Genomic DNA, 21,147 nt, shown 5'->3' with positions numbered 1-21,147 from the left:
TCGAGTACGAGACCATCTGGGGCTTCGGCGCCAACCTGATGATCGACAATCTTGACGACATCGCCGCCATGGACCGCACCTGCGACGAAGTGGGCATGGACACCATCGAGATGGCCAACACCATGGCCATGGCCATGGAAGGCGGCACGCTCGCCTGGGGCGACAGCAAGGGCGTTCTGGCCGAACTGAACAAGGTCGGCACGAGCGATCCGCTGGGCCGCATCTACGGCAACGGCACTTCATACACGGCCAAGGCTTTCGGCGTGGACCGCATCCCCGTGGTCAAGAACCAGGCCCTGCCTGCCTATGACCCGCGCGCGGTCAAGGGTGTCGGCGTGACCTACGCCACGACCCCCATGGGCGCTGACCACACCGCCGGCTACGGCGTATGTCAGAACGTGCTGAAAGTCGGCGGCGACGTCGATGGTCACAAGAAGGAAGGCAACATCGAGATCTCCAAGAACCTGCAGATCGCCACTGCGGCCGTCGACTCCCTGGGCCTTTGCCTGTTCGTGGCCTTTGCGATCCTGGACGACGCCCGCGGCGTACCCTGCATGGCCAAGCTGATCTCCGGTCTGACCGGCAAGGAGATGAGCGTCGACGAGATGATCGGCATCGGCGTGAACTGCCTCAAGGACGAGCTGGACTTCAACAAGCGCGCCGGCTTCACCGACGAAGACGACCAGCTGCCCCGCTTCTTCCGCGAAGAACTCCTTGCTCCGCACAATGTGGGCTGGGGTTACTCCACCGAGGAACTGCAGGCCGCAAAGGTCTAGGTTTCCGGCCCGTCACCGGACCGCTTAAAAAAAAGAATCCCCGCTTCAAAAGTGGGGATTCTTTTTTGGCCGTGCAAAAAAGCACTCCATCCAAAAACGAACGCCTGTGCCCACGCAAACACAGGCTCATGCGGGCTTCACTCCGCTTCGGGCGGCGCAAAGATCAGGTCTGCTCCTTCATGGTCTTCAAGGTCTTGGCATAGGCAGTGAACACGTCTTCCCTGGCCAGCATGCCGAGCACCTTAGTGGGGTTCTCGCTGTCCACCACGGGCAGCTGGGCCAGATCCGATTCCACGAATTTGAGCAGGGCCGTGTACAGGTCCTCGTCCGGCCGCAACACGACGACCTTTCGGGCCACATCGCCGGCCACGAGCAATTCGCACAAGGTGTCCTCGAACAGGACCTTGCGCAGATCCTGCACCGCAAGCATCCCCGTTATCCTGTCATCCGCGCCGCGCACCGGAAAACACAGTTCGTTGGAGTTGACGATGATGTCGGTCAGAGCGCCGAAATGCGTCCCTTCCTCGACGATGGTCACCCGGCTCGGCTTGTAGTGCGCCTCGACCTTTTCCCGTTCCAGGATGTTGATGGTCGCGTCGCCGACATGGGCCGGGGATTCGAACTTGTTGTCGACCTGATTTTCATACAGCGACACGTTCCGTCCCAGAACCAGCGCGATGGCCGTGGCCAGCATCAGCGGAGCGAGCAATCCGTAACCCTGGGTCAGCTCGCAGACCATGACCAGCGGACCAATGGGCGCATTGGCCACACCGGAAAAAAAGGCGGCCATGCCCACCAGAACGTAGCCTCCCGGCTCGACCACCACGGATGGAAAGAGGCGCTGGGCCAAGGTGCCTACCACGCCGCCGCTCATGCCGCCCACAAAGAGGGCCGGTGCGAACATGCCCCCGCTCATGCCCGAGCCGAGGACCACGGACGTGGCCAGCGTCTTGCCCACGATCATCCCGGCCATCATGGTCACGGACAGCTTGCCGAGCATGGCCAGCTCCAGCCAGCCCTGCCCCCCGCCCAGCAGCTCCGGGAACTGATACCCTATACTGGCCATGCCCAAACCGCCCAAGGCCACTGCCGGCACAAACCCAAACCGGTCGGTCAGGGGCCAGAACACCTTGAACTTGATGAAGCGAAAGGTGCGTACGTAGAACCAACCCGTGGCCGCGCAAACCAGTCCCAGGATTGCGTAGACGGGTAACTCGCGGATGTCGGAAAATTCGAACTTGGGAATCCCGAAAATTGGCTCGGATCCAAAGACCAGGGTGAAGAGGGAGTACGAAACCACGGAGGAAATAATGGAGGGGAGCAGCGCCTCGGCCTCGAAATCTTCGCGGTAGATGACCTCGACGGCAGTGAGCGCCCCGCCCAGGGGAGCGCGGAAGATGGCACCAAGGCCCCCGGCCGCTCCCGCCAGAAGCAGAATGCGCCGCTCCTTGGCCGAGAGGCGCAGCTTGCCGGCCAGCCAGGAACCGCACCCGGCCCCGAGCAGGGAGATGGGCCCTTCGCGTCCGGCGCTGCCTCCGGCGGCGATGGTCAGGATGGACGTGCCCACCTTCATGGCCGGTACGGAAGGCGTGATGTGCCCCTCCTGATGATGAAAGGCCTTGATCATGGTGTCGGTCCCATCCGTGCCGCCGTGACGGGTCTGGGGCACGAAGCGCCGCAGGAGGTAACCCGTGAAAAGGCCAATCACTCCCAGAAAGACAAAGAGCAGCCAGGGCCGAAAAGTTCCTGCCTCGCCAGAAAACAGATTCTCGCCCGCCGGCACCGGCAGGCTGAAACCGGCCCAGGTCGTGAGCAGCAGATGCTGCAACCATTCGATGGCGACATAGAAGAGCACGGCCCCGAGGCCCGTCATGGCCCCAACCACGATCCCGAGCGCCAACCACTTGAAACTCAATACGGAATGGTAGCTGTGAGCCAGCTCCATGGGAATCTTGAACAAAGACCTGAAAAATGCGCGCATGTATCCGCCTCAGACCAGTCGGGCTTCGGGCAGGGCCAGGATGGTCCGGGCCAGAATGATGTCCTTGCCGATTTGCGCCTTGAGTTCATCGAGTCCGGAAAACTTGCGCTCGCCACGCAGGCGCTGCACGAAATGCACCTTCAGTGCGCGTCCGTACAGGTCCTCGTTCAAATCCATGATGTGCACCTCGACGGAAAGCACATCATTGCCGAAGGTCGGGTTGTAACCGATGTTGGCCACGGCCTGATGGAGCTCTCCATCCAACTCGGCCCAGCAGCAATACACGCCCGTCTTGGGAAAAAGCTCGTCCACAAGATGCATGTTGGCGGTGGGAAAACCAAGCAGACGCCCGCCCCGATTCTGTCCGTGAACCACGGTTCCGGACACGCGGTAGAATCGTCCCAGCAGGGCTTTGGCCGCCCAGACGTCCCCGGCCTCGACCAGATCGCGGATGCGCGTGGAACTGACAATGGCCTGATCGACCATCACGGGCTCAAGCTGCTCGACCCCGAACCCCCACTGCTGACCGAGCCGAGTGAGCAGGGAATAATTGCCGCCCCGGCCCTTGCCGAACGCGTAGTCATACCCGATGACCAATTCCCTGACATGCAGGCCTTCAACCAGAATGCGGCGCACGAAATCCTCGGGGCTCATGCTCGCCAGTTCCTGGTTGAATTCAAGACAGAGCAGGTGATCTATGCCCAGGGCACGGATGAGTTCGGACCGTTGTTCATAAAGTGTAATGAAAGGCGGGGTTTTCTTTCCCGTGAAAAAACGCAGGGGATGAGGCTCGAAGGTGATGACCACCGACGGCAGGCCGAAACCGGCAGCCAGGTCCCGCACCCGGGCAATGAGACGCTGGTGTCCAATGTGGACCCCGTCAAAATTGCCGATGGTGACGCAGGACCCTTTTTCCAGGCCGCTGATCTGATCCGGCCAAGTAACGCAATGCATGAAATTTTTTCCTCCAGGCAACAAGCTGGCTTGCCTCTATACCAAAAGAACCCAGGCTTCAACACAGGCTCATTCGCGAGAAAAATGCCCACGACCCGATTCAATGCCCTGAAATCACGTGTTTAAAAAAATTAATTAAAAAAAAGCCAACAAAACCCTTGCCAAACCCAAACCTCTCACATAAACACGCTTCTCACGTCACGCCGAAGTGGTGGAATTGGTAGACACGCTAGGTTCAGGGTCTAGTCGGGGTTCCCCGGTGGAGGTTCGAGTCCTCTCTTCGGCACCAGTAAGTCAAAGGGTTGCAGCAGAAATGTTGCAACCCTTTTTCTTTTGCTTTTTTTCCCAGCAATGGGCCCAATAAATCCATCACAAAAAGCAAACGGCCTTCTCGTTTGTCCACAGCGGATTCGGTTCGATGAAGACGGCGTGGCGAACCCAAGCGGAACGCCTAGCCTGCGCACGAGCTGGTAGGACCAACGCATCAGAAGGTTTGCCAACAGAGGCAGTACAAGAGTAAAGTGGGCAATCCGCAATCGCACTCACACAAACAAGGAATCACGAATGCCTACGCATCTTGAAAACACGAAAGCACGGGACGACGAGTGCATGGCCGCCTATCTGGCCATGCTGCCAGCTCTTGCCTGGCGCGTCGACATCGTGCGCAATGATATCACCTTCCTCAATGCGCACACCATCCCCTCCCTAGGGGAGCAGGCCAAATCGGTGCTCCAGAATCCCGGACTTGCCAGGCAGATGATCTTCAAAGAGGACCGCGAAAGGTTCTTCCACTGTTTCGATCAAATTCGCAATCGCCAGCCCACAGCCTGTACCTTCCGCATGCGCTCTTCAAACGACGCCACGGGCTGGTTCAAGATCATGGCCATGCCCGACCCGGCGTTTCCCACCTGTTCTGTGGGGCTACTCATGGACATCGGCTCTCACGTGAACACAATCCTTTCCATCGAGGGACGTCCGGGCCTTAGCGACAAGATCGACCTGTTGGACGATCCGGTCCTGCTCATCCGCTTCTCCGACCGCAAAGTGTTTATGGCCAACCAGGCCGCGCAAAGGATGCTGCACTACCCGGCCAAGGACATTCCGACCCTGGATTTTGACAGGATACTCCAAAAAAATTCCGGAGCAAAACTGTTCCAGATATATGAGGGGCTGATCTTTTCCGACTGCTGGAACGGTGAACTGAGCGTGACCGACAGCATGGGCAGGCATCACCAGTGCATGGCCCGTATCCAGGCAATCGCCCGAGACGAAGAAAATCTGCTATGGGTCACGCTGACTCACATGAACAGCTGCCAGGCATGCAAAGGAGTGCCCGTGCGCGGCAACGAGTCCGTGCTCTCCCCGGAAATCATTGAAGCCATGGGCACGTGCACGACCATCAAGGAGCTGTTAAAAACCATGCTCAACGCCCTGCCACCGAATTCGCCCACGGACGCCATCATGCTTTCACGCATCTTCATCGCAGAAAACAAGGTGCTGGTCACCGGCGCGGGGGGGCCCTTCGAAACCATTCCGGAAAATCACACCCATCCTTACGAGGGGTCCATCGCTGAAAACATCGTCCGCTTCAATCTGCCGCACCACGTGGTCATGGAAACGTCCAAAAGTATCAAACCCATCGACTGGGCTCTATTCATTCCTCGAGGCATTCACTCCTACTATGCGCAACCTTTTTTCGACAACGATGTTCTGGCCAACGTGCTGATCTTCTGTTCGAACCTGCCCGGAAACTACGACCCGGACGCCCCAGCTCCACTTCATGAACTCTATCCCGAATTCCTGGATGGTTTGAGACGTTGCCTCAAGGCGGCCGGTTAGCGCCGCCGACCATGCCAGCACCGTAAGCTCCAAATTTGTCCGATAACGCCCCTACTGGTCCAACCAAAAATTCTCCTCCACACGAAAAAACGCACTGAAACTCATCAGTGCGCTTTTTTCGCACGTGCCCGCCTGAACTCTCCAACAACCCTTAACTCACTATATTTCATAGAAATACAGCGCTACTCCCGCCTCACCCTCTACCCGCCCCACAACTGGCCCAACCAGTTTTGCGTGAAATTAATGACAAACTCTTGCACGACTCCACATTCCACCACTAAAGAAGCTTGAAAGACACAAAGCACCACAAACACTCAAAACTGGTTGGACCAGATATGGCATCATCTCAACGCCCCATTCTTTGTCAAAAAGTCGCGGACATGCTTAAAGGGACATCCTTTTCCGTTGGAGACCGGCTGCCCGGCGAGCGTCGCCTCGCGGAGATGTTCGACACCAGCCGCAACACCATCCGCGAAGTGCTCTGCAACCTCGAAACCATGGGCTATGTGGAGATCCGCCAAAAGAGCGGATGCTACCTCAAAAGCAAGGATGGCCGCATCAGCTGGAATCAACTCCGCAGACGCAAGTCGCAAATTGCCACGCGGCAGATTCTGGACACCCTGGCCCTGGTGATTCCAACTCTCGCCCGCGAACAGGCCTCCCGGTTAACCACCTCGGATGTCGCTACGCTGGAAAACGCCACTGCCCGCCTGGGCGAAGCCATCGTCAATTTCGACAGCACCATCTTCACTCGGGCCTACATCGCCTTTTTTCTGGCCTTGGCGAAAATCTCGGCCAACGACTACCTGATCTTGCTCATGAAGGAGCTTCAGGCCGCGGCGCACAACCTTGAGCACGCAGGAACCGGGCTTGCCGAAGTGCAGACAGGCTTCCTCTTCGAGTACCATGTGGAGCTTTTCAACGCCCTGAAGAGTTCCAGAGCCGACGAGGCCGAAAAACTGGCCCTTCAGTGCATGCACACCTTTGCCTCCATCGTGCTTCCCGGAGAATGACCGGACGGAAAGCCGAAATGAAGCGAAGAGAATTTTTCAGCCGTTTTGTTCCCGCCTTGGACCAGACGGTGGATGCAGCGAAAACACCGAAGCAGACGGAACTGCCCGCACGGATCCGCCTGACCGAGAATGAACGTTTTCTCCGCGCCATGGCCATGGGGATCGATCCGGCAACTGTGACGCCTGGGCAATTGGAAAACCTGGTTCCGGACCCGGAACTACAATCAACACCATCGAAGAAAGAGCAGTTGGACAGCGAGGCTTGATCATCCTCCCTGGAAACTCGCTAAGGAGTTACGACATGGACAATAGTAGCGTGAGCTACCTTGAAAGCCGGAAGCTGGTCAAACGCTGGAACGGCCCGATCCCGGCACTGGTCAATACATTCCTCATCCTGGCGTTTTTCTACGCCACGTGGTGGATATTCCAGGATCCACGCGGCCTGATGCGCATGTATACCCCATATGTGGGTTACATGGTCTGCCGCTGGCTTCTCATCCTCTTCATCTGGCTGGCCTATATTTTCGACTTCTGGCCATTCAAAAGAAGCTGGCTCAACAAGACCCATCCTCTGATCAAAGGGGCGGTACTCACGTTGGTTAGCGTGGCGGCCATGATCATCCTGATGAAGGGCTTCTTTGTTGAAATCCTCGGTAATTTCGGCATCGCCTACTTCAACCCAGACCGGCTGATGGCCATGGGCATCACGGAATTCTACGCCATCGAGTATGCGGCGGAAGCCATCATGATGTTTGCGGCCATCGCATCCTGGCTCTCTCCAAGCTGGGTGGTGGCCTGTGAAAACGCCCCCTGGCAGAAGCTTGGCCAGCCAGCGCGCGGCATCACCATCGTTCTGGTGACCTTCTTCCTCAGCATGATTGTGTACTTTGTGACCATGCATTCCCACATGGCCATCCTCTTCTATCCCTGGCAAAAGTTTACGGCCATCTGTCCGCCCTACTGGGAAGAATTCGCCAACACGGTTTCCGGCAACTTCCACATAGCCTGGATCATGTGCTGTACCGTGGTGGTCTGGCTGTACGAAACCATTTGGGAACGCTACCCCTTCAACCTGATCAAACATGACGGACTGCGCCGCGTCACCTCCTTCTTCGGCATCATCGCCATCGCAGTGGCCTTGTGTTTCTTCCTGTTCTACGCTCAGGATCTTGTTTGGGGCTCGACCATTCGCGGGACCCGCCGTCTCATGGCTCCGGACTGGCGCTGGTTGCATGTCGGTGAAATGGCGATCTTCTGGCTCGTGCCCACCTTGTTTCTGAACTTCTACTGCAACAACTGGCCGAACAAATTCAGCCGCCCTGTCAATGTATGCATCCGCACCCTGCTGACCGCTGCGCTGGCCGTGGTGGTGTACGTGATCTACTACAAGACCTCGCATCTGTTCCTGGGCACGCAGAAAGGCTTCTCCCATCCCCAGCAGTTCCCCATGATTCCCATGATCTGGCTTATCAACATCTTCCTGATCAACGTCTGGTTCATGGACGGCTGGCCAGGCTGGAAGGCCGTGCAGAAGACCGAGGCCGAACTGGAAAACCACCAGAATGAAGTTGTGGCCAGCGACGTGAAGTGGACGCAGGGCATCGCCAAAGGCCTTGGCATCGGCCTTGTCGCGGGAGCGCTGCTCTATTTCGCCATCATCAAAGCCCTGCCCTGGGTGGGTGCCAACATCACCATCATCAAGTAAGCACGGGAAAGAGGAGTAGAAACAATGAGCACAAACAGGAATAATATAAGCAGACGCGACTTCGTGAAGGGCGCTGCTACCGGACTGGTGGCGGGCACGTTCGCAAGCATGGGCATGTACTCCTACAGCCCGTGGGCCTACAGCCGGCTTCCGAAAACGCAGCGCAATCAACAGGACTTCGGCACGTGCCGAAGCGTACGCGTGACCAACATCTCGGAAACGAGCTGGTTCAACAACGCGCATCTCATCGGCGATATCCACGAAGCGGGCGGACTGCTCGTGAACCAATACACTCTGAACTGGGCCCCTCTCGCCAATGGCAAAGGCTCTGGCAAAGGATCCTACGAGGAAGGCATAAGCACCATCAAGGACCTGCTGCCCCATGACCTTGAAAAAGCATGGGAAATCCAGAAAAAACTCTCCCTGCACCCGGAAAATCCGGGCGGCTACTCCTGCCTGCTCGAAGTAGAAGCCCTGGACGGCACTGTGCGCAAATTCCTGTTGGACACCGGCTGGTCCTACGAATGGATGGACAGCTGCTTCAAACGCGAGGGCATCGACCAGATGCTGCGCGATCAGGAAATCGAGGCGCTGTTCATCTCCCACGAGCACTGGGATCACTTCTGGGGCCTGCCTGTCACCATGAAGTACGACAACCGCATCCCATTGTACGTGCACGACGGTTTCTACAAGGAAGGCCTTCAATACATCAAAGATTCCGGATACAAAGGTGAGCCGGTCATCGTGAACAAGCCCGTGACCCAGATAGCTCCGGGCATGGCCCTGCTCAAATTCGATGTACCCATCATCAATCGTGTCTTTGGCGAAACCTCTCTCGCCTTCAACATCAAGGACAAGGGTTTGGTCCTGGTCTCGGGGTGCAACCACCAGGGAATTCTCCAGTTCGCGGACTTCGCCTTCACCAACCTGAAGTATGACAATGACAAGTTCTACGGCATCTACGGAGGGCTTCACATCTCCCCGTTCGAGGACTGGGATCCAAAATACGACGATCTTGTCATCGCCCTTGGCCAGTGGGGCTTCGAACTCATCGGCTGCAACCACTGCACCGGGCATCTCACGGCCAAGAAGTTCGTCGAAGCGGGCTACCCCGTGGTGCGCGGCACCGCACGATTCCGCTCCGCTTCCGAGGACTACCTCGGAAATGGCGACAAGATAACCTTCGGCTGACACCACACCGCCATGCACACATGCGCCCGGCCCTTCGGGGCCGGGCGCGCATCACAAATCTTCGGACATGAATCTATCATCCATTCTCCCCTCCTTACGCCCCAAAGGCCAGCCCGTGGACACGCCCGTCCTGCTCTTGAACAGTCTGCTTGCAGCTTGCCGACACAATGAATTCAAACGGCTCGTCGGCTGGAAAGGCATGGCCGTCTGCCCCAGGGGTACTGTCGCCTGGACCATGAAACTCCGCTGCCGTCCCGGCGTGTATGGGCTACTGGCCGAAGCAACCGGGGTGGACGAATTATCCCGAAACGCCAAAATTGGCCTGTACTATTTCCCGGCGGAGGACGAACCGCTTCTCGAACACATGTCCCTGGCCGCGAACCTGGCCGCAACCCAGGCGGACTACATAGCGCGCGTCCGCACCTTCTCGACCTCGCTGGAGCGGGCCGTGCCGTTTCGAATCGGGGCGGTCAGCATCCATCTTCTCCGTAACGAAACCGCTCTTGCCATCCAAGCCCAAGCCCTTGACCGGAAAATCTGCATCGCCAAGGACGGCGTCACCACGGAGTCCGGAGAGTGGGTCATCGCCCGGGGTGCACCCGAAGAGGATTTCCCGGCCCACGATATCACCACGGACGTTTTCCTGGTCATTGGCGCGGCGATATCCAACAGTCTTGCTTCCAGCCCGGCACGCTATGCCCGTGAGAAACAGCCGAGCATGATCCCTGGTTACACCCGCAATGGCGAGCGTATTCATTTTGACAAAACAAACACGGTCATCACCGACACTCTCGTCTGGGGAGAAGACGACTCGGCACGTCGCCTTGCGTACAACCTGCTCAAAAAAGATGCGCTCACCCCCGACCAGGTCGATGCCATGCCACAGATCATTGCTTCGGCCCTGCTCTGGAAAACTCACGACCTGACAACCTTGGGTTCAGATGCGGAATACGCCTACGCTTTCGACACCCGCCCCAGACTCATCGTACTGAGCGGCTTCCTGGGAGCGGGCAAGACCACCTTCCTGAACCAATTGCTTGAATACCACGCGTCCCGCGATGAAATCGTGGCCATCATCCAAAACGAAGTCGGACAAACCGGAGTGGACGGCAAACTTCTGGAAGGAGACGATTCCATCGTAGAAATTGACGAAGGCTGCGTGTGCTGCACTCTGGCCGGGAACCTGTCCAAGGGCATCGAGCAACTCAAGACGCGGTTCAATCCCAAAGTCATTGTCTTGGAAAGTACAGGTCTGGCCAACCCCTTCAACATTCTCAAGGAACTCGACACGCTTCGCTCCCTGGCACGCCTGGACTCGGTCACGACACTGGTTGATGCGGTCAACGCCCAGCAACTACTGGATACAAGCGATATCGCCATGAACCAGGTCAAGGCTGCGGACATTATCTTGATGAACAAGTGCGACTTGGTGAGCGACCAGGAGCGAGCCTCTCTTTTCCATCGCCTCCGCACCCTGAATTCCCGCGCGCACATAGCCGAAACTGAATACGCGGCCATTAATCCAGCGACCCTGTACGATGCCGATCCGTTCGAGCAGGACGCGCCCAGGCTCCTGTCCATGTCCGCGTCCTGCCCTCGACATATCCATGCGATGGAAGGATTCACCTCCAGACGCTTTACCTTTGACGCACCCTTGGACAGGGAAGCCCTGATCCGGACCCTTGACCTCCTCCCCTCGGACGTTTTTCGACTCAAGGGGATCGTATCGCTGACCGGACACGACCATGCCCAAGTCGTGCAATACGTTGCGGGAAGGCATGAACTGTCTAGTCTTGGCAGAAAGTTCGAGGACCAATCCTTCCTGGTCGCCATCGGCAAAAACATGAATCTCTCCCCGCTCGCGGCACTTCAGGAGGCGCACACATGAACCTGTTCCAGCAGGGCGGCCCAATGATCTGGCCGCTTCTCGCCATATCCGTGGCAGCTCTCGCAGTCATGGCAGAACGCTTCGTGATATTCACCACGACACGATTCCCGAGCCGCGACATGCTCGCGGCCATTCTGGATATGCTCCTCCATGACAAAAAAAACAGCGCGCTTGAACTGGTGGAAAACAACACTCCGTTTTTCACCAAATTCTTCGCCGCTCTGCTCACAAAAGGCACGCCTCGGCAACGCGAGGAACGCGCCCTGGTCGCCGGGGAGGAAATCCTGTTCGAACTGAACCGCCGCTTGGATTTCCTTGCCACAACCGCCACAACGGCCCCCCTCATGGGTCTGCTCGGCACGGTCATGGGTATGATCTCTGCGTTTTCCAGGCTGGCGAACTCCGGTAACGTGGACATCACCATGCTGGCTGGCGGCATCTGGCAGGCGCTGCTGACTACGGGCGCAGGACTGGGTATCGCCATCCCCTCGCTCCTGGCCCACCGCTGGCTCCTCCGCCAGCATGAAAAAACAGCCTTCGCCATGCAACAAACGGCTGCCCTGATCCTGGACCAGATCCCCGCGGCGGATGAGCCGTGATCTCGTTCAAACACAGCTGCCGGCAGCCAGCCGCCCCTGACATCACTCCCCTTCTGGACGTAGTATTCATTCTTTTAATTTTCTTCGTAATTTCAGCGGTATTCACGGCCAGAGGCATGGACATGGAGTTGCCGGATGCAGAGACGGCGCATCCGGTCTCAGGCAAGTCGCTGGAAATCGAACTCAAGTCGGACGGGTCCCTGTCCTGCGACGGTACCCCGGCTACGATGCGCGACCTCTCTTTCATTCTGGACCGCGCGGCGGTCTTGGCTCCAGCCAGCCAACCCGGTCGAATCCTGCTCAAGGCCTCGCCCGATGCTGAAGTGGCCCCTTTTGTGGAGATAGTGGACATGGTGCGCAAGCACGGATTCAACAACCTGATCGTCGGCACGCGCGTCAACACATCCCCACCCGGCTTGGACGGAGACATGCGGTGACACGCAAACCAGTGCTGACCGCATGTATAGCGTTCTCTCTGTTCGCACACTTCCTGCTGATCCACATGAGCGGTCCTTCTGCCTCGCTCCGGGATGCAAATCAGATTCTTGTGCCTGCGGACTTCGACGTTGCCGCGCTCTCCAGCGTCGCTCCCCTGGGCCTGGGCCATACGGTTGAGCAGGCCGCGGGCCATGACAACGAAGAAAAAAACAACCCGGACAAACGCAGACAGGCTCTCCGCCAATACGTCGCCTGCGTGCGCGAGGCCATCGAACAACGCAAATTCCAACCACGCCGTCAGGGCCTGGAAAACCTGATCGGCAACGCGCGCTACGTCGTCACTATCGCTCCGGATGGTTCCTTTAACGACATACGCTTGGTCCGCACCTCGGGCGAGGCCCTGCTGGACCGCACGGCCCAACTCGGCATCCTCGCGGCCAGCGGGGTGGTAAAGCGCCCGAAAATCATCGGCAACGCCCCCCTTCAACTCTCCGTAACCGTCAAATACCAGCACTCGTTATAAAAACGCCCACCCTGTCCGGCCAACTGAAACGAACGGATGGCTGATATAAAATCGATCTCGCCCACCAGCATGGACAGACCTTCCCGCACACAACTTCTCGTCCTTGTCGAACCGAGCCCCTTGCCCTCAATCCGCCCAGAAAAATCATGTGCCGGAATCTTGGAATCAGACCAGCAGAAACCAGCGATCATGAGACCCAGAGCTGCACGTTCCTGAAGTATTCAGAATATCGATTTGACACATTCAAGGTCTGATCCTGCAGAACTAATGGTTGCCGACCGAGCCAGTCTGTACGTATGACGATCCCCATGGAAATGACACACACCTCGGAAGCGACCACTGCACTCTTCATTTCCAAGGAGGGCCCATGCTAAAGAAAACGCTGATGTGCCTCGTTTTCCTGCTCATGTGCATGCCGCCCCAAAGCGGCATCGCCGAGACCCTCGACATCTACTACTTCGAATATCCGCCCTATTACCACCAGCTTGAAAATGGCGAGGCGTCGGGAATCATTGTTGATCTTGCCCGTAAAATTCTGGCTTCGGCCCAGATTGAAGCCAAATTTTTCTTCGTTCCCGCCAAACGAATCCTGCACGAAATAAAAAGCGATCATCCGGCGGCCTCGCTGGGCTGGTTCAAAACCCCGGAACGCGAACAGTTCGCCCGCTTTTCCCTGCCCATTTATGTGAACCGGCCTGCGGAAGTGTTCCTGCTGCGGGAGAACGAACAAAAATTCCGCCCGTACGACAGCCTCGAAGGACTGCTGCAAAGCGGGAAATTCTTTTTCGGCAGGGTGCAGGGGCTATCGGAAGGCCCCCAACTCGACGGGATGCTGGCCAAATACGAACACAGGACGGTGCAGGTCACAACGGATACGGTGCGATTGCTCAAGATGCTTGAATCCAGACGCTTCGATTTCATGCTGATACCGCCCGAGGAAGTCGATGTCCTGCTGCAGGCGGCCCAGACGCACAGGGACAAATTCATGCTGCGCGCGATGAACGACATCCCGCAGGGCAATCTTCGTTACATCATATATTCCAAAGCCGTGGACCCGGACCTCATCCGCAGGATCGACCAGGCCATTGTCACCGAAATCGGCATGCTCCCGGCCGGACAATAGTCAGGTCCTCACCTCCGGCTCAACGCGCAAAATTTCCACCACGTGTCATCAGCACACTGAAAACGACTTCCCTTCAAACGAACCAACGGGTTGCGGCATAACTGTCGCCACCCGTTTTTTGTATTTTCGCCGACGCTCCTGGCTTTCTGCACGAGCGAATCCGCGTGCGTGTCATGAAGAATTCAGCGACCCTCCAGGGTCAGCGCCCGCTCAAGCGCCTGTGGCAAAAACTGGAGCAGATCGGCCACGCCGAACGATGGATCGGGGGCGGCCAAACTGCCCATGAGCCGATTCGCCAGCGCCGCGATCCGGCAGGCTTCGGGTACGGGCTTGCCCGCCGCCAGAAGCGCCGTGACCAGGCCGGTCAGGGTGTCGCCGGTTCCTCCGATGGGCTCCATGGCTGGAACATCGGGAGACCTGACCTCGGAAAGAATTTTTCCGGCTGCCGCCACATGGTCCACACGCCCCTTGACCAGCAGATGACGCGCCGAATTTTTCCCGTCATGCGCGGCCTTGATCAGGTCCGGCACGCGCTCCTCTTCCTGCAGAAAAAAGCCCCTCGTGTAGAAGGGATGGGGCGCGGTATCGTCGGCCAAAAAGGCCATTTCCCCCGCATCGGGGGTAAAAAGATCGTAATGGGCCGCGAAACCGCTCATCTTGGCCGCATACATGAACCCTGCATCGGCGACCAGCATGGGCGTGTGGGCCAGACCTTCAAGACCCCACAGGATCTTGTTGTGCCACTCCACATCGGGCATCAGATAATGAAAAGTCAGCCCTGCGTATCCGCAACGGCCCAGACCTTCCACCAGCCGCGCGTAGAGCCTGGCGCTGCCTTCGCCCGTGCCGGTGTCCCCCACGATGAGGGCTTGCGGGGTCTCGATGCCGAGAGTCCGCGCGGCCAATGCCGCCGTGGCCATGAGCGCGGGCGTGCCGCGCGCCACGCTTAGCGGACGGTTCCCGACCAGCATTTCCCTCCCGCGCAAGACAAAGCTTCCCCAGGTCAGCCCGTAATCGGCGTCAGGCACAGTGCCCACAATCAACCACGACATTGCCGGCACACCTCCTCGAACGCCAGTTGCAGTGCATAGCCACAAAGCGTGCGCCCCAGGGTGCGCGGCTCCGGAGCCTCGTCCAGGGTTTTGCCGACGAGCATCTCCGCCAGAAAGGGCACATCCGGGCAACCCCCTCCGGAAACATTGACTATGCGGCGGTTTCGGCGATCCACGGTTATCTTCATGTTGGCCGCCCGGACCATCACGAAATCGCCAAGCGCCTTGACATGATAAAGAGAGACCGGCTCAAGAAGATGATCCTGCACCACGGCCACACGCAGCGGCGGGAGGTTGCGCTCGGCCAGCACCTCCCGCACCCGCATTTCCTCCATCAGGCAAAATTCAATGACCATGTCGCAGCCCTGGCGCAGATCCGGCGGCGGTCCTTTGACCACCGCCTCCACCCCGGCCTCGCGCAGCGCCGACTCGGCCCGAATGACTTCGCCGGTGCTCGGATACAGGAGCATCCCCCTCTCCGAAAGACCGCGCCTTGCGGCCTTTTTCCCGGAGAACACCCCGGCCAGCCATCTCATTGCTTGACCAGGGCCAGCTTGAATTCGCCATTCTCCATCTCGTGAACGGTCACATCCCAACCCTGGCTCTGGGCCGCCCGGGCCACATTCTCCCGGCTCGCCTCGTTGTCCACCAACACCTCAAACGCACCGGAACCCGCCTTGCGCATGGTCTGCACGGCCATAAGCACCGGTTGGGGGCAGGACAGCCCCCTGGCATCCACTGTCTGGTTCATCGCTGCCTCCTTTTATTTGCGGTTTGTCACGCCAATGAAAACGAGCACCACCATACCGATGACCACGGCTGCCATGCCGTGCGGGCCAATGCCCGAAGGAGAGCTGGCCAGACCGAAATTATGGGCAATGCCCGCGCCCACAATGGACCCAAGCACAAAAATCCCGGCATCGCTGTTCCCTTCTCCGGACATGAACAGTTGGCGGCCGGGACAACCTCCGGCCAGGGCAAAAGCCAGACCGGCCATGAGCATCCCGGCGAAGTTCCAGAACCACATGGTGTGAGCCACGGGCTGGCCTTCAAACCCCGGATTGAACTGACCAAGCAGAACGTTGGTCACCAGGGCCGCGACCAGGAGGGCCAGGAAACCAGTCATCAGATACCATTGATTGAAAAGGAGCACGTCTCGAATGGCGCCCATGGTGCAAAATCTGCTGCGCTGAGCCAGGAAGCCGATCCCCAGACCCGCGCCCAGGGAAAGAAACAACGGCGCGTAGGCAGCGCCGGGCCCTTTGAGCGAATACCAGAGCACCCCGCTCTGGGCTTCTCCCGCCACAGGCGGAAAAATCAGGCGAAGGGCCAGCAAACCGAGCATCATGAGAGGCAGGAGCAGCCCGGTGGACATGGATTGGACCTGAGTGCGCCCAAGATTGAATCCGCTTTTGAAAAACAGCGTTCCGATCCAGACTCCGGTGACCAGACCGAGCAGACCGAACAACGCATTTCCGTCACCACCGGCCAGACGCAGAATGACGCGCCACGGACAGCCCAGAAAGACCAGGGCGCCGATCATGGCGATCATGCCCAGCACAAAACGCGTGATCGGCGCGGATCCGCCGCTGGGCTTGAACTCCTTGAAAGCCAGCGCCGCCGCGAACGAGCCCAGCACAAAGCCGATGATCTCGGGCCTCATGTACTGGACCACGGCGGCCCGGTGCAGGCCGAGAGCCCCCGCGATGTCACGCCCGAAGCAGGCCACACAGATGCCCATATTCGCCGGATTGCCAAATTTTTGCAGAAATCCCGCCACGACCCCGATAATCGCGCCCACGGCGAGAATCCCCAAACTCGTGGCAAAAACATTTTTCACTTCCCTTGCCATGAATCGCCTCCTTCCTTGTTGCAGACCAACGCAGAGTCATCTCCATCGAAACGCATCGGGCAAGGCAGCTCGTCCGGTGCGTAATCATGCATTCCACCACAAAGCGGACACGCCACACGCACTCGTCCCTGCAGACGCTTTTGTCCGTCACTGTCGACGCACACCTTGAATGCACCCTCCTGATCCCAATGGGCTGAGCGAAAGACGGACCGCGTGACGGGACAAAAAAAGCACAGCTCCATGCTTTTTTTCACCTCCTGCGGATACGAATATTAGATGGATACGCCAGTGAAACAACATATGTCCAATTTACGATACAAATGAGTGAACAAAGAAAGCATTTATATATGTAATGAAATAAATTAATACGACTTTATAAGTCCGAAATAAATAACAATGAAGCAACTATTCCACACTTTAATAGTATGATTTTCCCATCTTTTCCTTCTGCTCGGCGATCAACTTTCATGCAAAGAAATTTTTGCATTGACAGCGGCGCCACATTTTTACCAGCTTGTCGCACTCAACCATCCATCCGGGGCCTATGAAGGAATCGATACCGGGCATTGCCGCCAATGCCCGGAAGAAGCGTCTGAACTATCTTGTGCTTGGCGGATTCTGCGTGGTCTTGTTCACGGCGCGCCGATGTAATATCAAGTGTAAATGGATTGTCCGGGCAGAGGACACAAAGCCGCGCAACCGTCCGGGATCAAACATGCAAACACATACGGCCGCACGGCCGGGCACGATGTTCGCGACACAAGTCCAGACAGCGCGCATCAAGGGAGGCACCCGATGGTCAAGTTGATCGATGTGAGGATTCTCAAGATTTTCGTGGGCGAGGCGGCACGGCACAACGGCTCGCCGCTCCATGAGGTCATCGTCGACGAGGCCCGTCGGCGAGGCATGGCAGGGGCTTCGGTTTGCCGGGGCTTCATGGGCTTCGGGGCAAGCAATCTTCTGCATACGGCCAAAACCCTGCGACTGGCCGAGGATCTGCCTATAATCGTGGAGATCGTGGACACGCCGTCGCGCATCGCCGATTTTCTGCCCGTGGCCGACGCGCTCGTCGAGGAAGGAAGCATCGTGGTCCAGGATGGCCAGGCCATCTTCCACCTGCCCATGCGCATCCGCGACGTGATGACCGAACAGGTCGTCACCGTGGATACACTGACGCCGCTGCACGAAGTGGTGGATCTGCTGCTGCACAAGGAGGTAAAAGCCGTCCCGGTCATGGAGGCCGGGCGTATTGCCGGCATAATCACCGGCGGCGACCTGCTGTCCCGTGCACGCATGCCCCTGCGGCTGGACATGCACGGCCACGTGCCGTCCGGACTGCGCCACACGCACAGCCATTGCCTGGAATTCGAAGGACTCAAAGCGCGCGACATCATGTCGGCTCCGGTCACGACCCTCAATATCACGACCACGGTCACGGACGCCCTTAAACTGATGGCGACCCGCAACATCAAGCGCCTGCCGGTCACGGCCGAAGACGGGACGCTGATGGGCATCGTCAGCCGTGCGGACGTGCTCGCGGCCATCGGACGCACCTCCGCGCTGGCGGCGCATCTCGACGTCCTGCCCGAGGGAGTGCACGCCTTTGCCCGTGACGTCTTGTTCACGGACGTGCCCACCGCCGCTCCGGACGCGCCATTGACCGACATTCTGAAAAAACTTGTCGCGTCTCCTCTACGCCGGGTGGTCATCGTGGATGCGGACAGGACGATCCGCGGCATCATTCACGACTGGGATCTTTTGCAGTGCTTCGTGCGTCAGAACTCTCCCACGCTGGTGGCCAAGATCCTCGGCGTCCTGACCCAACGCGAGGCCGTGCCCGCAACGCTTGAAGGCACCGCCGAGGAAGTCATGTCCCGCGAGGTACTCAGCGTAAGCCCGGATACCCCCTTGAGCGAAGTCATCCGCACCCTCGTGGACAACGGGGTCAAGCGCCTGGTGGTCGCCGACGAAAAAGGGCGCCTGCTCGGCATGGTCGACCGGGACGTGATCCTGAAGGCGCTGGCCGGACAGAACTCGCCTGAAGTTTGAGCGGGCGCATCACAGGGCGGCTCCAACCTCCTCCGGCGCGGCCATGCGCGGGGCATCCTCTTCGCGCTCCCGGATCTGGAAGCGTTCCTTAATGCGTGCCAGGGAGACAAGCTGCCCCTCTCGCGCCGACGGGGTGAGAAAGGATTTGAGCTTCACTTCGAGCACGCGGGGGTTCAGTTCGCTCTGAATGGCCCGCACGCCCTCGATGATGATCTTCTGGAGCAGAAGTTCGTGGTCCGTGACCTCGCGAATCCGCGCAGCCAGCGGCAGGAAGACGAAATTGGCCAGGATGACGCCGTAAAGAGTCGAAGTCAGGGCAATGGGAATGGTCGCCAGCACAACCCCCGTGTCATTCACGCCGGAAAGCATGCCGATAAGCCCCACCACGCTGCCCGCCAGCCCGATGGCCGGACAGATATCGGCCATGACCCGCAGCACGCGCTCGGATTCATCACGGCGCTGCTTGAAGAAATACATCTCCGTGTTCAGGATGTCGGTGGTTTGCTCCCGGGAGTAGTTGTCGACCACAAAACCAAGGGCCCGCCGCAGAAACATGATGGAGGTCTCGCGCTCGTCCTCGACCAGGGTGTGCAGCCCGCGAATCCGGCTCTTGACCGACAGGTCCACCAATATCTCGACTATGGCGGACGGCTCCTTCATTCGCGAGCGGTAGGAATTGCGCAGCACCTTGCCCACATACCCGAGGCGTTCCATCCGGAAGCTGGCGATGGCCGTGCCCAGGCAGCCGCCGAAGACGATCAGGAACGCGGACAGGTTGAAATACTGTCCCACATCACCGCTGATCACGAAACCTGCTCCAAAAATCAGGGCGCAGAGCAGCAGGCCCAGAATCGTTTTTCCTTCCATCATCGCTCTCCCGGCTTCGATGCGGCAAGCCATTGCCGAAACCCATCTCCGGTCGGGGCACTCACCGTGGGCAGAGGCTCCGTCGGATTTTCCGAACTCAAGACCAATTCCACGCGCCAGCCGACGCGGATGCCGTCACCATCCACCAACGGGCGCTGATCCCCGTACCCGGCCACGAGCATGCGCCCGGCGGACAGACCCGCGTCCAGCATCAAGAAATTCGCCACATCGGAGGCCATGGCCACCGACAGCTCCCAGGGGCCCATGGCCCCCACCGCCGCACCATCGGGCGCCGCATGGCCGACCACGGACAGAACATGCGGCGCGCTGCCCAGGATTTCGCCCATGTCCAGCAGCGTTTTTTTGACATCGCCCCGCAGAACGGTGCCACTTCCTTCAAAAAGAAAATCGCCCGGGAGCACCACATGCAGTGATTTTCCCGGAACCGACTGCACCATGACCACGGCTTGCAGGCCATCGCGCGCGATCAGATCACGCAAGCGGTCGTGCAGACGATCCAGAATCGATCCGGCCAAAGCCTGGGGCGGAATGGTTTCGGTCCCCAGCGGCAAGGCCTGCACGGAGAATTCCGAAACCGATTTATATTGAATTTTGGGCAGTTGAAAGATGTAGAGCGCGGCGAACATGATGAACATGGTCATCATCAGATCCGACCAGCAGATGACCCAACTGGCGGGCCGGAGCTGCTGCTCCCGGGCAAAAATGTCAAAGTGTTGACCAAAAGCGTTCCCGCCGGGATGCTCTCCATCAACGCCGTTTATACCGCCAAAGGGCTCTGCCGCGCCTTCCATGGCCCGCTTGCCAGGCCCGGGGCGGGAAAGCCGCGCCGACACGTCGCGCATGATTTCAGGTGTTGGTTCTCGCATGGGAATCCTCCGCCTAAGCATGAGCCAAATTCATGCCAACGAAAAAAACGATCAAGCAATCCCAAACGCACCACGGCTTGCACGGACATCTGGAAAGCTGTATGGCAAAAACCAAACGTAACCCCAACCTGGAGGAATCATGACCATAGTGATCGACCACGAAGAATGCATCGGCTGCGAAAGTTGTGTGGAACTTTGTCCTGAAGTTTTTGCCATGATCGACGGCGAAGAAAAAGCCATGGTCACGGCCCCGGACTCCACAGCCGAATGCGCCCAGGACGCCATCGACGCCTGTCCGGTGGAAGCCATAAGCAAGGAATAACCCGGCTTTTCAACCTAAAGAGGGGGGGGGCTCGGCGCCCCCTTTTCTTTGGCCTCCAACAAATGCTTGCGATTTTACTTCGTTGTGC

21 protein-coding genes and 1 tRNA gene are annotated in these 21,147 nt (G+C 58.5%); 14 read left to right on the top strand and 8 right to left on the bottom strand.

The annotated features are described in order from the left end of the window. On the top strand, positions 1–776 hold a 776-nt coding region (locus H4684_RS03495), incomplete at its 5' end, for an aldehyde ferredoxin oxidoreductase C-terminal domain-containing protein (RefSeq protein ID WP_192622835.1). Positions 777–939: 163 nt separating this feature from the next. Here the strand turns inward: H4684_RS03495 and H4684_RS03490 are convergent. Both H4684_RS03490 and H4684_RS03485 read right to left on the bottom strand, forming a co-directional pair. Then, positions 940–2,757, bottom strand: a complete 1,818-nt coding sequence (locus H4684_RS03490) for a chloride channel protein (protein WP_092189570.1) — start codon at positions 2,755–2,757, stop codon at positions 940–942. Positions 2,758–2,766: 9 nt separating this feature from the next. Beyond that, the gene (locus H4684_RS03485; RefSeq protein WP_192622834.1) at positions 2,767–3,711 is read right to left on the bottom strand and encodes a bifunctional riboflavin kinase/FAD synthetase; all 945 of its coding nucleotides are present in this window, start codon (positions 3,709–3,711) and stop codon (positions 2,767–2,769) included. Positions 3,712–3,913: 202 nt separating this feature from the next. Here H4684_RS03485 and H4684_RS03480 point away from each other — a divergent pair. From H4684_RS03480 to H4684_RS03430, 11 genes are all read left to right on the top strand, one after another. After that, positions 3,914–4,000 (top strand) — tRNA-Leu (locus H4684_RS03480). 275 nt (positions 4,001–4,275) lie between these two features. Further along, positions 4,276–5,550 carry a PAS domain-containing protein gene (locus tag H4684_RS03475; protein WP_192622833.1) on the top strand — a complete coding sequence of 425 codons (1,275 nt, stop codon included), beginning with the start codon at positions 4,276–4,278 and terminating at the stop codon, positions 5,548–5,550. Between the two features lie 335 nt (positions 5,551–5,885). After that, positions 5,886–6,563 carry a FadR/GntR family transcriptional regulator gene (locus H4684_RS03470; RefSeq protein ID WP_192622832.1) on the top strand — a complete coding sequence of 226 codons (678 nt, stop codon included), beginning with the start codon at positions 5,886–5,888 and terminating at the stop codon, positions 6,561–6,563. 17 nt (positions 6,564–6,580) lie between these two features. After that, entirely contained in the window at positions 6,581–6,829 is a 249-nt protein-coding gene (locus H4684_RS03465; protein WP_192622831.1) for a hypothetical protein, read from the top strand. Positions 6,830–6,864: 35 nt separating this feature from the next. After that, positions 6,865–8,268: a hypothetical protein gene (locus tag H4684_RS03460; RefSeq protein ID WP_192622830.1), complete on the top strand. Its 1,404-nt coding sequence runs from the start codon at positions 6,865–6,867 to the stop codon at positions 8,266–8,268. A gap of 24 nt (positions 8,269–8,292) precedes the next feature. Beyond that, positions 8,293–9,459 carry an MBL fold metallo-hydrolase gene (locus H4684_RS03455; protein ID WP_192622829.1) on the top strand — a complete coding sequence of 389 codons (1,167 nt, stop codon included), beginning with the start codon at positions 8,293–8,295 and terminating at the stop codon, positions 9,457–9,459. A 115-nt stretch (positions 9,460–9,574) separates the two neighbouring features. Beyond that, positions 9,575–11,347, top strand: coding sequence for a CobW family GTP-binding protein (locus H4684_RS03450; protein ID WP_318779606.1), 1,773 nt, complete (start codon positions 9,575–9,577; stop codon positions 11,345–11,347). Then, entirely contained in the window at positions 11,344–11,946 is a 603-nt protein-coding gene (locus H4684_RS03445; protein ID WP_192622827.1) for a MotA/TolQ/ExbB proton channel family protein, read from the top strand. The genes H4684_RS03450 and H4684_RS03445 overlap by 4 nt, the downstream gene beginning before the upstream one ends. Next, positions 11,943–12,383 (top strand): ExbD/TolR family protein, encoded by a 441-nt coding sequence (locus H4684_RS03440; protein WP_192622826.1) that lies wholly within the window; start codon positions 11,943–11,945, stop codon positions 12,381–12,383. Before H4684_RS03445 ends, H4684_RS03440 begins: the two co-directional genes overlap by 4 nt. Continuing rightward, positions 12,380–12,907, top strand: coding sequence for a TonB C-terminal domain-containing protein (locus H4684_RS03435; protein WP_192622825.1), 528 nt, complete (start codon positions 12,380–12,382; stop codon positions 12,905–12,907). The genes H4684_RS03440 and H4684_RS03435 overlap by 4 nt, the downstream gene beginning before the upstream one ends. A 367-nt stretch (positions 12,908–13,274) precedes the next feature. Beyond that, positions 13,275–14,030 (top strand): substrate-binding periplasmic protein, encoded by a 756-nt coding sequence (locus tag H4684_RS03430; protein WP_192622824.1) that lies wholly within the window; start codon positions 13,275–13,277, stop codon positions 14,028–14,030. A gap of 182 nt (positions 14,031–14,212) precedes the next feature. Here the strand turns inward: H4684_RS03430 and H4684_RS03425 are convergent, their stop codons facing one another. From H4684_RS03425 to yedE, 4 genes are all read right to left on the bottom strand, one after another. Beyond that, the gene (locus tag H4684_RS03425; RefSeq protein ID WP_092189576.1) at positions 14,213–15,082 is read right to left on the bottom strand and encodes an NAD(P)H-hydrate dehydratase; all 870 of its coding nucleotides are present in this window, start codon (positions 15,080–15,082) and stop codon (positions 14,213–14,215) included. Beyond that, positions 15,070–15,552 (bottom strand): DUF3343 domain-containing protein, encoded by a 483-nt coding sequence (locus H4684_RS03420; protein ID WP_244150279.1) that lies wholly within the window; start codon positions 15,550–15,552, stop codon positions 15,070–15,072. Before H4684_RS03420 ends, H4684_RS03425 begins: the two co-directional genes overlap by 13 nt. Positions 15,553–15,614: 62 nt before the next feature. Continuing rightward, positions 15,615–15,833 (bottom strand): sulfurtransferase TusA family protein, encoded by a 219-nt coding sequence (locus tag H4684_RS03415; protein WP_092189580.1) that lies wholly within the window; start codon positions 15,831–15,833, stop codon positions 15,615–15,617. Positions 15,834–15,845: 12 nt separating this feature from the next. Next, positions 15,846–16,934, bottom strand: coding sequence for a YedE family putative selenium transporter (gene yedE, locus H4684_RS03410; RefSeq protein WP_192622822.1), 1,089 nt, complete (start codon positions 16,932–16,934; stop codon positions 15,846–15,848). Positions 16,935–17,729: 795 nt separating this feature from the next. Between yedE and H4684_RS03405 the strand changes: the two genes are divergently transcribed. Next, positions 17,730–18,983, top strand: coding sequence for a DUF190 domain-containing protein (locus H4684_RS03405; protein ID WP_192622821.1), 1,254 nt, complete (start codon positions 17,730–17,732; stop codon positions 18,981–18,983). Positions 18,984–18,992: 9 nt separating this feature from the next. On the opposite strand, the gene H4684_RS03400 is transcribed toward H4684_RS03405, so the two are convergent. Together H4684_RS03400 and H4684_RS03395 are read right to left on the bottom strand one after the other, a co-directional pair. Continuing rightward, complete coding sequence (locus tag H4684_RS03400) at positions 18,993–19,850, bottom strand: motility protein A (protein ID WP_192622820.1); 858 nt, start codon at positions 19,848–19,850, stop codon at positions 18,993–18,995. Further along, on the bottom strand, positions 19,850–20,737 hold the full coding sequence (locus H4684_RS03395; protein ID WP_192622819.1) for an OmpA/MotB family protein: 888 nt from the start codon (positions 20,735–20,737) through the stop codon (positions 19,850–19,852). The genes H4684_RS03400 and H4684_RS03395 overlap by 1 nt, the downstream gene beginning before the upstream one ends. Before the next feature lie 139 nt (positions 20,738–20,876). Here H4684_RS03395 and H4684_RS03390 point away from each other — a divergent pair, with 139 nt between their 5' ends. After that, positions 20,877–21,059, top strand: coding sequence for a ferredoxin (locus tag H4684_RS03390; protein ID WP_092189598.1), 183 nt, complete (start codon positions 20,877–20,879; stop codon positions 21,057–21,059). Positions 21,060–21,147 lie beyond the last annotated feature (88 nt).

The sequence above is a fragment of the Desulfomicrobium macestii genome, assembly GCF_014873765.1.
In the GTDB taxonomy this organism is placed as follows: Bacteria; Desulfobacterota; Desulfovibrionia; order Desulfovibrionales; family Desulfomicrobiaceae; genus Desulfomicrobium; species Desulfomicrobium macestii.
The sequence above is the reverse complement of the archived record's forward strand: the minus strand, read 5'-3'. Positions and strand labels throughout refer to the sequence as shown.